At 46.8% G+C, this 12,774-nt stretch carries 14 protein-coding genes; 3 read left to right on the top strand and 11 right to left on the bottom strand.

Translation table 11 applies throughout. The annotated features are described in order from the left end of the window. Positions 1–29: 29 nt before the first annotated feature. The 3 genes from SELR_RS06625 to SELR_RS06615 form a co-directional block, all read right to left on the bottom strand. On the bottom strand, positions 30–512 hold the full coding sequence (locus SELR_RS06625) for a CYTH domain-containing protein (RefSeq protein ID WP_014424444.1): 483 nt from the start codon (positions 510–512) through the stop codon (positions 30–32). Then, positions 512–1,024, bottom strand: coding sequence for an AAA family ATPase (locus tag SELR_RS06620; protein ID WP_014424443.1), 513 nt, complete (start codon positions 1,022–1,024; stop codon positions 512–514). The genes SELR_RS06625 and SELR_RS06620 overlap by 1 nt, the downstream gene beginning before the upstream one ends. A 263-nt stretch (positions 1,025–1,287) precedes the next feature. Continuing rightward, positions 1,288–2,469 carry a hypothetical protein gene (locus SELR_RS06615; protein WP_014424442.1) on the bottom strand — a complete coding sequence of 394 codons (1,182 nt, stop codon included), beginning with the start codon at positions 2,467–2,469 and terminating at the stop codon, positions 1,288–1,290. Between the two features lie 276 nt (positions 2,470–2,745). Here SELR_RS06615 and SELR_RS06610 point away from each other — a divergent pair, with 276 nt between their 5' ends. Both SELR_RS06610 and SELR_RS06605 read left to right on the top strand, forming a co-directional pair. Then, complete coding sequence (locus SELR_RS06610; protein ID WP_014424441.1) at positions 2,746–3,273, top strand: GNAT family N-acetyltransferase; 528 nt, start codon at positions 2,746–2,748, stop codon at positions 3,271–3,273. A gap of 29 nt (positions 3,274–3,302) precedes the next feature. Next, positions 3,303–3,830: a GNAT family N-acetyltransferase gene (locus tag SELR_RS06605; RefSeq protein ID WP_014424440.1), complete on the top strand. Its 528-nt coding sequence runs from the start codon at positions 3,303–3,305 to the stop codon at positions 3,828–3,830. 67 nt (positions 3,831–3,897) lie between these two features. Here SELR_RS06605 and SELR_RS06600 read toward each other — a convergent pair whose 3' ends face one another. From SELR_RS06600 to SELR_RS06590, 4 genes are all read right to left on the bottom strand, one after another. Continuing rightward, positions 3,898–4,167, bottom strand: coding sequence for an HU family DNA-binding protein (locus tag SELR_RS06600; protein WP_014424439.1), 270 nt, complete (start codon positions 4,165–4,167; stop codon positions 3,898–3,900). Between the two features lie 81 nt (positions 4,168–4,248). Further along, the gene (gene trbB, locus SELR_RS06595; protein WP_014424438.1) at positions 4,249–5,196 is read right to left on the bottom strand and encodes a P-type conjugative transfer ATPase TrbB; all 948 of its coding nucleotides are present in this window, start codon (positions 5,194–5,196) and stop codon (positions 4,249–4,251) included. Positions 5,197–5,199: 3 nt separating this feature from the next. Further along, a complete protein-coding gene (locus SELR_RS18815; protein ID WP_014424437.1) occupies positions 5,200–5,346 on the bottom strand; it encodes a hypothetical protein in 147 nt (48 codons plus the stop codon). Further along, on the bottom strand, positions 5,343–5,585 hold the full coding sequence (locus SELR_RS06590; RefSeq protein ID WP_014424436.1) for a hypothetical protein: 243 nt from the start codon (positions 5,583–5,585) through the stop codon (positions 5,343–5,345). The genes SELR_RS18815 and SELR_RS06590 overlap by 4 nt, the downstream gene beginning before the upstream one ends. 289 nt (positions 5,586–5,874) lie before the next feature. On the opposite strand from SELR_RS06590, the gene SELR_RS06585 reads away from it, so the two are divergent. After that, positions 5,875–7,083: an IS110 family RNA-guided transposase gene (locus SELR_RS06585; protein WP_014424435.1), complete on the top strand. Its 1,209-nt coding sequence runs from the start codon at positions 5,875–5,877 to the stop codon at positions 7,081–7,083. A 154-nt stretch (positions 7,084–7,237) separates the two neighbouring features. Here the strand turns inward: SELR_RS06585 and SELR_RS17705 are convergent, their stop codons facing one another. The 4 genes from SELR_RS17705 to trbF are packed head-to-tail and all read right to left on the bottom strand — an operon-like array spanning position 7,238 to position 12,771. Beyond that, positions 7,238–9,688 carry a type IV secretory system conjugative DNA transfer family protein gene (locus SELR_RS17705; RefSeq protein ID WP_014424434.1) on the bottom strand — a complete coding sequence of 817 codons (2,451 nt, stop codon included), beginning with the start codon at positions 9,686–9,688 and terminating at the stop codon, positions 7,238–7,240. A gap of 15 nt (positions 9,689–9,703) precedes the next feature. Next, positions 9,704–10,990: a TraB/TrbI/VirB10 family type IV secretion system protein gene (locus SELR_RS06575; RefSeq protein ID WP_014424433.1), complete on the bottom strand. Its 1,287-nt coding sequence runs from the start codon at positions 10,988–10,990 to the stop codon at positions 9,704–9,706. Positions 10,991–11,008: 18 nt separating this feature from the next. Continuing rightward, entirely contained in the window at positions 11,009–12,037 is a 1,029-nt protein-coding gene (locus SELR_RS17700) for a TrbG/VirB9 family P-type conjugative transfer protein (RefSeq protein WP_080585434.1), read from the bottom strand. Next, positions 12,034–12,771, bottom strand: a complete 738-nt coding sequence (trbF, locus tag SELR_RS06565) for a conjugal transfer protein TrbF (protein WP_014424431.1) — start codon at positions 12,769–12,771, stop codon at positions 12,034–12,036. Before trbF ends, SELR_RS17700 begins: the two co-directional genes overlap by 4 nt. Between the last annotated feature and the right edge of the window lie 3 nt (positions 12,772–12,774).

Below are 12,774 nucleotides of genomic sequence, written 5' to 3'. Positions count from 1 at the left end.
TGCTCATACATAGCTCCCCATTTTTCGTATCAATCATTCAGCAAACGGCGCACAAGCTCCATGCCATCCTCACGGGCCAGGATTCCATAGGAAAACCTGGCGTCTTCCGTTACTTCCCTGCCAAACCATTCTGGTGGCACAAAGGCTTCGGCCTCCTCCACTGTAGGAAATTCGACTTCCACGTAGTTGAACCCTGCTAAATGGCCGCTATGCACATGCAGTTCTGCAATATGGGCACCCTTAAGCTCTATATGGTAACGGCGCTTTTCAATCATTTTGGTTCCGGGATACAGCCGTGCCTCCAGATTTTCATATTCCTGCATTGAGATATTAGTCTCCCACTCTTCCCGTACCAGACCAGCTCCCCGCTTAACCGTCAGCACGAAAAGACTTTCGCCAATTTTCCGTATGCGGATTTCCGGCTCCATCGATATATACCCCTGCTGCAGTTCTTCATGGGCATCTGGCAGCACCGGCAGCTTTTCCACTAAGAATTGACGTTCAATCTCCATTACCGCACCTTCAAGTCCAACGCAACCTTATCCGTCTCCCACGGCGATATTACCGTATAGGGAATCTGCCATTTCTCCAGTACCGCCACTATCTGCTCATCCTTTTCCTTGGCCTGCGCCAGATTTGTTTCCTTCCGGCCATCGATGCTTATGAATTCATCATTGCGCCGCAACAGGTAGTTGTGATTCTCATAACGATTGAACTCCTGCATAACCAGCGCATCAAAGGCTTCGCTGGGCTCCCGGTTATATATGATATTCAGCGGCAGCGGCGAATCGCAAACCGCATACTCCACGCCGTATTTAGCCAATGTCTTTGTCCGATGAGCCTGCTCGGCAAATAAATACAGCTGATCTTCTACGATTTCTGTGGCATTCTGATACCACAGCCACTTGGCATATTCGCCTACCAACTCTGTCTTATAGCCCTTACGTTTGAGCTTGGAAAATACATCTGCTGCAATGGTACTCTTGCCAATGCCAGCGCCACCAAAGAAATTTAATACCTTCAACTTGATTCCTCACAATGCACGAAAGGCAACGCCTATAAGACGTTGCCCCTAAGTTATAGCCATCTTTATGGAATTGTAACATGTGCCAATTGCAAAATCAAGATATCCCCTTCCTCAGCCTAAAGAATATTTATTTGCTTGCATATAAGGAGCAAAGATGCCCCCGCCCGTGGAAGGTCAGTTCTTGTGAACTATTTCCTCGTACATCTTCATTAGCAAGGAAGTATGGGATAGCTTCACCTTCTGCTAATTATAGTTCATCGTTATCTTTCTTTATTCAGAACCTGGTCTATTTCTTTGCGCATAATATCAATGGCCACATCTATCTCTATGGTTTCAGCCTTGGTGATACGCCCCAATTCCTTTTTGTAAACTGGGTATAGATCCTGCAGAACTGCCTCAATCTTTTCCTTCGTATCGGCGGCCTCTTCCGATGAATTGTTCAGCAAATCCATGTAACTTTTGAGCAGGGCTATCAGCTCATCATTCCAATAGCTGACAATCCGCCGAGCCGCTAAAACTTTTGCCGAACTTTCCGTAAAGGACACAGCCTGCTGCATTTCCTGCAGAACTTTTAAGATATTCTCCACATAGCGTTTCACAGCCTTATCCGAGATTCTCGTCCGTATATCACTGATTTCCTCAGTCTGCCCGCGCAGAGAATCCCGGATTTCCTGACAGTAGATTTTGCCGGTTGTATCTTGCCCATCATCAGCAGTTTCTATTGGCAAAAGAGCATTGGATTGTAATTTTCCCCTTCTCCATAGCAGATATAGAGGAACGCTGTTTTCACATAGCTGCCGCAGTGTCTCCCACTGGCGCATGGCTTTTTCATAAAAGGCTTCATTAAATTTATGGGTACTAACACCAGCCCAGCTACGCAGAGTTTCACGGGGAATTTCCTCCCCATAGGACTTGGTAAAGATATTTTTTATATTACTGCAAAGCACCCCAAAGAGCAAACTGGTCAGAATATAATGGCTATGAAAAAAATCCGACACACTGCTGTTGAACGAAAAAAGGAAAAACAGAACGCCCCAGAGAAAGATATTCGTAACCATGGACGAAGATTCCATAGCCACAAAACGGCGAAGTGGTGGTTTCATCATTTTGGCTGCTGTCTTTTTCATCTGCTTATTCCAGCGAGCAATTGCCCCTTCATACGAATCGTCAGCACAGCTTTCCCAGTCACACATCCTTGCCCAAGACTCAATTTCATAAATTACCTGACCGTCCTTAGTATCCTTTTCGTTCATATCATCAAGTGGACAAATGATAAAGCGCTTCTTTGCGTCTTTGACTTTGACATTCTTGAACATGGCAATATCCGAGCCTGTTAAAATATCATAAGGGTAGATAAATCTATTATGCTCCCTGGCATAATTTCTCAATTCCTCCCCACTTAATTCCTCTATAAAGTCGTTCCACTGCCATGTGCCAGCCATTTGAAACCATCCTTTTACCAGCTCTTATAAAATCTTCTCATTTCTGTTTTAATACTTCGCGAAATACCGATGTTTTCCCTTCATGGTGCAGGGAAATCTTATCTCTCTGGGGATAATGCGCAGCGAAGGGCAAACCAAAGTCGGATTGACAGGTCAACATCGAACTGTCAATCCGCCCACTCTCCCGCCTCAGCCTAAAACTACCTGCACACATTGATCTCAGATATCTCACGCGATATAATATAACTTAATTTCAGACATTTAAGGTGACAGAACATGCACACAACAATATCACTTATTCCCCTGCAGGATGATGACAGGGAACAGTTTATACGCGACAATCAGGATGCTTTTAATTACGGAGCCATGGAAGAATTTGACCTTCATGATAATCACATTGAAAAAGGCGGAGAGATTATCTCCCAAGCCACTATAGAAGAATCCATTGATAATGGCATTGCTTACCGTATTATGATGGACGGTCACCCCGTTGGCGGCCTAATCCTGAAAATTGAAGGAGACCACGGCGAGCTTGAAATCCTCTTTGTTTCGCCGCATGCCCACAGTAAAGGTATTGGCTACGCCGCATGGTGTGCGGTAGAAAAACTGTATCCACAGGTTAAGGTATGGCAAACTGTAACCCCATACTTTGAAAAGCGCAATATCCATTTTTATGTCAACCGATGCGGCTTTCACATCGTAGAATTCTATAATGACCATCATCCGGATCCACATGACAACGACGCTTCTCAGGATGAGCAATTCCCTGATGGGATGTTTCGCTTTGAAAAACATATACCTTAATCATACGACATCCATAACGAGGTTTTATTATGAACGACATAACTATCCGCTCTGCCACTCCAGAAGATGCCGCTGATATTTTATCTATATACAGCTACTATGTAGAAAAAACAGCCATTACCTTTGAACTCGAAGTTCCATCCTTATCTGAGTTTCAGCCCCGAATCGCCAAAACACTTGCAAAATATCCTTATCTGGCCGCCATCAGAGAGGGGCATATTGTCGGCTATGCCTATGCAGGTACATTCAAGAATCGCGCAGCTTACGACCATTCTGTTGAACTTACCATCTACCTTTCCCCCGACGAACGTGGCCATGGAACAGGCCGCAAACTCTATACAGTGCTTGAAAAGGCACTCTCTTCCAGGGGCATAATCAATCTCTACGCCTGCATAGGCGATCCAATAATTGAAGATGAATACCTTACCCACAACAGTGAAAACTTCCACACCCATTTAGGTTTCACTAAAGTCGGAACCTTCCATAAGTGTGGCCGCAAGTTTGACCGATGGTACAACATGATTTGGATGGAAAAAATCATTGGCCAGCATACCTAAGCTCATCAAAAATCCCCTGTAAGCAGTCCAACCAGGCTGGTTACAGGGGATTTTCTCATGCTATGGATTAATATTTAACGCTGGATTTGAATGCCAGGCTCTCGCTTGCGGCAATGTCAATAACTTCGCCGGTCTGCGGGTTACGGCCCTTGCGAGCAGCACGCTGGTTTTTCTTAAAGGTACCAAAGCCGATAAGACGGATTTCTGCATCCTTCTTCACATCTTCCGTAACGGTGCTGATAAGAGCATCCACAACTGCCTTCGTATCCTTCTTGGAAATACCGGCTGCCTCTGCAACCTTATCAACCAATGCGCTTTTGCTGATTACTTCTGCCATATTTATGACCTCCAAAAATAAAATGTTTGAACAGTATAATACATACGGCAATCCTTTGTCAAATCCTGCCTTCAAATCATTTCATTGCATTGGATGCGTTATGTATCTGCCTTTTTCTCCATCATAGCCATCAATGGAAAGTATCTCCTCTACCACGCGCCCGGTACCCTTACGCCTCAGGTACACAATAACATCCACTGCACCAGCTATGGTTTCCTGCTGAGGTGTTACGGATACTCTTGAAACCAGCTGTTCCAGACGCCTGAGCGTCAGTATGGCAGAACTGCTGTGTACTGTGGAGCAGCCGCCATCATGGCCGGTATTCCATGCATCAAGGAGCGCCAGCGCTTCATCTCCCCGGACTTCTCCCACCACAATCCTGTCCGGAGTGGCCCGCAGAGTATCCCGGAGCAGATCGCTCATACTGCAGTTTTCAGTAACCTTCAGGGACAGATAATTTCTGGCCGCACATTTCAGTTCCCGGGTATCCTCCAGCATCACGATCCGGTCATCGCTTCTGGATATTTCTGCCAGAATAGCATTCAGGAACGTGGTCTTCCCCGACTTGGTTCCCCCTGCCGCAATGATGTTCTTCCTGTCTCGGATGGCATCCAGTATGATTTCCCGTTGTCTTGGCGTAAGCACACCATCATCAACGTAATCCGTAAGGGTAAGCTCCCGTTCCGTGTGCTTACGGATGATGAAACTCGGAGCAGTTACCACATCCGGCAGGAATCCCTGAAACCTGCTGCCATCCGGCAATTCTGCTCCCAGTGTAGGCTTATTGGCGGAACACACTGTATTGGTCAGGTCTGCCACCTGATAGATGATCTGCTCAGACTTTCCTGAGTCCAGTGTATAATCGGTTAGCACCCGCCCTTTCGAGAAAGTATCCACCCAGATCCTCGTATCGGGATTTACGATAATCTCATTGACATCCTTATCCTGCAGAAAATTCATGATCTCAAAGCCCAGAGTGTATTCAAGTGTCCCCAGGGCTCTTTTTATCGCTTCCTGTTTCTTAGCCAAGTCTTATGCCCCCTTGCCACCAGCAAAGTTCCTTGTATGCACCTTGTCCTTCTTTTGACCATTAAGCACCCGCATGCCCCGCTGCTGGAGCCTGCTTTCAATATCGGCCACCGTTCTTGCCTTACGGGCCTTCCTGCCTAAGATTTTCATATCACGCCTGCTTTTCTTAATGCAAGGTATCTGGGCAGCAGCGCCTTGGCTCTAATGGCCTGGGCCCTTGTAATCTCATTTTCTGCATGCTCAATATAGTAATCTACTGCGCCCTGCAGTTCTTCATCACTGAAGTCCTTAGCTTGCGTGAGCATACTGCTATCCACCATTTCCAGCTCGTATTTGGCCTTCTCAGGATTTCTGACATCAAAAGTAATCTTAACCGCTCTTGTAAGCATCTTTTTTCCTCCTCCTACAATAGAACTATGGATTGGAAACGGATAGCTACCGTTCCTATCCACCTCGTTGTTTAAGCTGGTAAAATAGTGAGGTAATGGTTAGACGGGATTCCTCCTAGGACCTACATGTCCGTATACGAGTCTGTTTACCATCCTCTCATTCCCAGCTGTTCGATTTATGCAGGTTGGGCTATCTTTCCAGATGCGTCCGTGTCAACCCACAGGAGATTGAATCGGCAATGAGGAGTATGGTTCGCCATTGCAATTCTATCTTCAAGGAGCGATGTACATGAACGCAGTAGGGATTGATGTCTCGAAAGGCAGAAGCACAGTTGCCGTAGTAAAGCCTTTTGGTGAGACAGTAGCCAAACCTTTTGAGGTACGTCACACTAAAAGCGGCATGAACGACCTCGTGAATTATTTAAATACCTTAGACGGCGAATGCCGCGTTGTCTTGGAGCACACAGGCCGCTACTACGAACCAATGGTTCGCTGGCTTTCTGGTGCCGGCCTGTTTGTTAGTGCTGTGAACCCCAAGTTAATCAAGAACTTCGATAACAACTCCCTGCGCCGCGTCAAAACAGATAAAGCTGATGCAAAGAAGATTGCACGCTACGCCCTTGACAAATGGCCTGAGCTGCGTCAGTATACAGCTATGGATAAAATACGTACACAGCTCAAACTCATGAACCGCCAGATGAGCTTCTACCAGAAGCAGCAGACGGCATACAAAAACAATTTAATAGCCTTAGTTGATGAAACCTATCCGGGAGCCAATAAATTCTTCACCAGCCCCAAGCGGCCAGATGGCAGCGAAAAGTGGATAGACTTCATCGAAAAATTTTGGCATGTGGATTGTGTTTGCAATATCAGCCTGTCTTCCTTTACAGACAAGTACCAGAAGTGGTGCAAAAAGCACGGCTATAATTTCCAGCCTGACAAGCCAAAGGAAATACGTGATGCTTCGTTGGAACTGATTGCCATATTACCTAAAGATGATATGACGAAAATGTTTATCCATCAGGCTGTAGAACAGCTAAATGCCATTTCCAAGGCCGTAGAGGAACTTCGTCAACAAATGGATAGCCTAGCTTCCAAACTGCCGGAATATCCTGTTGTTATGTCCATGTTCGGCGTAGGAACGACTCTTGGCCCACAGCTCATTGCCGAGATTGGCGATGTGCATAAATTCACCAAGCGCAGTCAGCTTACAGCCTTTGCAGGTGTAGACCCTGGAGTTAATGAATCTGGTGACTATGCCCAAAAGAGCGTTCACACCACTAAACATGGGTCTCCATATCTGAGAAAAACGTTATACCTCATAATGGATGTCTTGATTAAGCTACAACCAGAAGACGACCCTGTATACAGATTCATGGTGAAAAAACGTGATGAGGGTAAGCCCTACTACGTTTACATGACAGCCGGAGCAAATAAGTTCCTGCGAATCTACTTTGGTAAAGTCAAGGAATACTTAAGCAGCTTACCTTTGGAATAATAACAATTTCAGAAAATTCTTTACAGGTTGACGCATTGCGGCAGCCTTTTTGTCGTGCCATAAAATCACTTCATAGAAATTTACTCCATTCCGAAATTTATGCTTGACTTTTTATTTGCAGGCTCGTATAACCGACAAATTCACCCACCACAAATTACATTTCCGCAGAACGAGCTTGCCGCACCCTTTCCTGGGCTAAGCGCATATCATGCATAATTGGTCTTGTTATTGCCTCAATATCCCGGAATGTAGCTACTTTTCTTACGGTATCGCTATATACTGGCGGTGGGATAGCCGCCCGCTCCTTGAATCGCTTATCGTTGAAGTATAAGAGCTTCTCTCCGTAAATCGGATTATGTCTGGCACACATGATGATTTCCCGTTCAAAGGGCATCTTGGCCACCTCTTCCGGCATCAGCAGATTACGCCCCATACCGGATTTAGATGTACTTCCCTTGAACAGGCCGCCACCACCATCGTTCTTATTTTCCGTAAGTATGGTTTCCTTTCCCAGGGAATCAGATATATTCTTGGCCGTCACACCGCCATCCTGATTGGGTGTAAACATAACCTGCGTATGGCAGTTGCCCATAATCGCCTGATCCTTGGTATAGCTCTTATACAGCTGAGTGATGGTCTGCGTCACAATACACATCTTGATACCAAAACTTGCACAGACCGCCATAGCCGTCTCGATGGTCTCAAACTTGCCGAATTGCGCAAATTCATCAAGCATCATAAGCAGCCGCTGACGTTTTATGCCTGCTATATGCTCATCCTTCATATCCCGGATGAGCCTGTTCAGCATCATGTTTATAAGCAGCCGCACCAATGGCGTAAGCCTTTCCAAATCATTTGGCGGAATTACCAGAAAGAAGGATACAGTCTGCTCCGGATTTAATAAATCCTCCACCAGAAAATCTGAAGTACTGGTATTTTCCTGTACAATCGGATCCTGATACAGATTCAAGCAGGTTGCAGCCGTTGACTGAATGCCGCTTATTTCCCCGCCGGCACTTTTCACCTTCGGCAGAAGGCTTTGCGCACATTCCAGTACCTTGGGATGCACCAGCAGCTTATACCAGGGCTTAGCGCCATCCTTAAAATCAATCTTCTCTCCACCGCCTGCTTCCTGTTCCAGTTCGCCTATCTTCTTTTTCAGCACGTCAATCTGTTCCATCAGGTCGGCTTTCCGCATGGCAATCTGTTTCATCATCCGCTCGGCCTTATCTGCCATCAGTTTGCAGTGGGCTGCTTCCTTTATGAGTTCACTGGCCGCATTATCAGCAGCTATGGATTCTTCCGCTGTAACTTCGCCTCTGGCTAATTTTTCCCGCAGTTCCGCAGCTTTGGCTTTGCCCTCGTCTGCCCGTAGATCCGCTTCTTCATAGGCCATATCGGCTTCATCCTGCCTGCTGGATATTTTCTCCTCTTCCTCCTCCAATTCGGCAAGATTCTCTTCCATAGCAGCTATTTTTCTCTCCAGCCTGTCCTCTTTCGCACCCTTCAGTGAATAATTCCGAAGTTCCGCCTTTAATTCATTTACCGAAGTCAACCGTATCTCCCGGCCAGCCAGTTCAGACAAGGCCGTATTGTAGCCTGAAAAATCCGTGATATAGTTTTCTCCATAGCAGACTTGGAACACATTGGGACTCTGAAAAAAATCTTCTACGGTAATATGTGCATAGGAACCCATGGATGCCAAAAGCTCCGTCAGATTCGATACTGAAGACAGGATATTGGTCAGATTGGGCAATGGCCTCTTTTCCCGCTTAAACCAATACAAGTGATGGATTATTGCAGACTTTAACAGCGCCTTACCAGCCTGCGGCCAATAATCCCCGTCCTTATTCTCTCCCTTGGGATTGACCAGTATCCCGCTTATGGTATCCACATCACTTCCCTCATAAGGTGTTTCCATGCGGATTTCCGATAGCGGATTCCATTTGGCAGAACTGCCATCATTATTCAGGGGTTCAAACTTTATGCACTTCTGCCCCATATACTTTTTCCGGTATCCGGCGCTTTTAATCCAGTTCTCCCCTTTGACATCCGTTACAAAGATGGAATGTGTCCAGGTAAGGCAAGTAGGAATAATCACGCATACGCCTTTGCCCGACCTCGTGGGTGCCAATAGCAGGATATGCGCCGAACTGTCATCCCGCATCAGCTTATGTGTATAGGGATTTATCCCCAAAATCACGCCGGTATTTCCTGTAAGCTCTGCTTTTTCAATATCCTTCCTGCTGGCCCATTTTGCAGAGCCATGGGTTATCAGCAGTCTGGCATTGCGAATATAGACACAACTCATAAGGCCACCGGCCAGCAGGAAGCCATAGAACCATCTGTCGCCCCGCAGGATTATATCCGGTATAAGCGTGCCTATCCTGCCATAACTCCAGAGCCAGTAATTCCAGAAACCATAGATGGGATAGTCATATACCATAAGGAATCTTCCCAGAGAGTCATCATAGTTGCAGTCAGAAGCAATGCTCTCGGTTGCTGCTTCCATTCCCAGCAGAGCAAAAATCGTCATCAGCACCAAAACGACTTTTACTTTATGACATCTTATTTCGGCATCTTCACCAATTGCTGCTACACTCACATTTTCCACCTCCCATTAATAGGGATTGAACTGTACAGGCATGGTCACATACACCATAAACTCCTTGCCAGCTTCCACCGTAATGGTTGTTCCGGCATTATTTACCCCTTTCTGGATAAGGGCTGAAGCCGTATTCATCAGATTGCTCATGGCTCCCTGTCCCGCCAGCTGACCGGCGGTATAGGTATTTGTTGTTGTTGATGTATTGCCGCTGGCAATAGCTCCAAGGGCAGCTACTGCCGAGGTAAAGAAGCCGCTTCTAAGCAGGCTGCCGCTATGGTGATGAGCCCGTCCCGGGATGCCTCCATAACCTGACATATCGGCAGCGATCATCGAACCGCCCAACGTATAGCTTCCTCCAGATGGCATAATCAGCGTTTGCCAGGATACAGATACACGATTCTGGCCTTCCTTTGCTCCCTGGCCAATGGTTCCCACCAGTCTGCTCCCGGCAGGAATCAATAACTGCGTCCCGGTCAAAGAATCATATACATCGCTTTCAATCTGCGCCATTACCTGACCGCCCACATCCGTATTGATACCTGTAAGCAGCACCGCTGGTATCACTGTACCGGCCTGCAGGCTGTTTGGTGTCAATTCCATATAGGAAGTGCCGGCAAATGCCTGCTGGCCTGTTTTACTGGCCAGATTGGCCTCATTCGTTTCCGCAGGTTTATCGGCAGATTTCGTATCTTTACCATAATCACCGGCAAAGGCAATGGATGCACTATAATCTTCTTTTTCCTTTTTGGGCTGCGGAGCCTGCTTCACCGGATTTAAGGGCAGGGGCACAGGATAGGGACTGCTATAGCTTCCGCTATAACTTCTCTGCGGTATTACCGGATATCTGGCGTTATTGTCTGCACCCCGCTGCCCATTCCCCTGCTCAGCAGTTTCCATATTGCCCCGGGCATTGTTCTGGGCCGTGCCATTCGTCCCTTTTCCGCCTTCCATAGGTGGAGCAGCCCCAGGACTCATGCCATTGGGATTTTTTACCCGGTTATTCATTTGCTGCAGCTGCCTGTCACTATTGACCATATTGTTGGCATCGGCAGCCTGATCTGTCTGTTTCGTCTTTTTCTCCTGGGGTTCATCACTACCCATGCCAAAATACGAAAAGCTCAAAAAAGCGCTGACCAAGAACAGTACAATCCCGTATACAACCTTTTTCCTGAGGCCATATGCCTTCTCATTAACCCCTTCCGCCATGGAAGGATTCGTAAGCTCGGACTTACCCTGCTTTTCCTTCATGGCAGACATCTTCTTAGCCAGGCCATCCCTAAGTTCTTTAATGCCACTCATCTGCTCACCTCCCCCGGTTTATTTTCCTGACCGTGTAATCCTTACAATTTCTCCATCCATTCTCAGCTGCGCTTCATTGAAGGTGCGCTCCACCACCAGTGTATTGCCCTTAACATGATAATTCACCAGCATGGCCTCCTTATGCCCCTTATCCTTTACAAAGAGCACCGGCAGCTTCTTGAAATTCCGGCTGAAACGGATATAGGTTTTATGGCCATCATCAAAGACATGCTCAGGCTTCCAGCTTGCCTTGCCCCTGATACTATAGGCAAAGGACAAATTCTCCGGCGACTGCACAACGCCGCTTACGGTTCTGTCCATAACCTTCTGGCCGGCAATACTCTTCATGATGTTTTCACTGCCATATGACCACTTGATAATCGGATTGTACCAATCCCCTTCGCTACAAAGCACCTGATATGTATGGTGTGTCGTATTGATGATGATATTGGTCTTGGCTCCTCTGGCAATGGGCTTCAGATAGATATGGGGTGTCCCCTCTACAGAGGAAGCATCCAGCATCCATTTACCTGTATCACCACCACCCACAAAGGTAATCTGTTCCCCTTCCTTCAGCACAATATCGGTCAGATAATTCAGCTTGCAATAGATTTTATAGAGCTGGCTAGGGCTGTAACTGAATACCATGGTGCTGTCTCCCTGGGCATTTATGGCATCCTGAGTATAGCCCACATTTTCGTTATAGCCAGGTTCCACCAGATAGTTGCTGGTAGCCGGGTAACCATGCGAGAGACTATCCCCTCGTTCAATGGCCTTTTGCCGGGAGCTTAAATCATCCACTTCAGCCTGCAATTCCAGCTGTTCCCGTGCTTTTTCCTCCAACTGAGCTTCAAGCACTTTAACTCTTTCTTTTAATTCCTTTTCCTTACGGCTTTCGTGGGTGTTTTTCACTTCCGTTGTTTCTGTCTGCGCTGTCTTTACCTCAGCATTCGCATTACTTTCCTGTGCTGAAGCTCCCGCAGGCAACATGAGCACGCCCAGCATTCCCCATACCAAAATACGTTTTCTTGAATCCTGCCACATCATTTATCCCCTGCCTTTTCCTTAGAAACATTTGCCACATTTTCTTCCGACCAGCTGAAGTCTTTTACATAGATGCCCAGGGGATTTTCCATCAGGGATTTCTTATCCTTTCCCTGAATGATGGTAATCGTGAATATCCCGGTCATCTTTACCGTCTTCTGGCTGCCCGTTGTAAGATCCCAAACTTCTTCCGTCCAGTTGGCCTGATATGAGTCACTGCCTGAATTCACTGGCAGAATGGAATTGATCGTTACCTTGATACGCTTCTTGCCAAAATCGCCGGTTCTATCCTGTTTTTCCATTTCAGCAGACATGGCTGCAGCCGCATCCTTGGTCATATAACCATAGGCCTCATACCAACTCTGCTTGTAAACTTCCGCATCCACCGGCAGACTGCGGGTATCCTGAATGAACCTGCCCAGGAAATACTCTACCTCCAGCTTTTCCGGCGTATAATTCATTTCCGATATGGCCCCAGCCTTCCGGATGGCACCTGTTGTGCTGTCCACCTCGATGATATATGGCTCCACGGTACTTTGGGTTGCCTGATAGACATTGCCGATGGTTGCAATGACAAGTGCTCCCATAAGTCCCATACACATAATTCTCAGATTGTGATTTTGCTTTAAGGCATTGCCATTCATATCATCCCAGACCTTGCGGCCATACTCACAGGGATTTTGCGGCTCTTCCTTGTTGAATTCCTGAGCCCCACGAAAGAGATTGCTCACATCCATCCC

The sequence above is a fragment of the Selenomonas ruminantium subsp. lactilytica TAM6421 genome, from assembly GCF_000284095.1.
Classification (GTDB): Bacteria; Bacillota; Negativicutes; order Selenomonadales; family Selenomonadaceae; genus Selenomonas_A; species Selenomonas_A lactilytica.
This window is presented reverse-complemented; position numbering and strand designations above follow the sequence as displayed.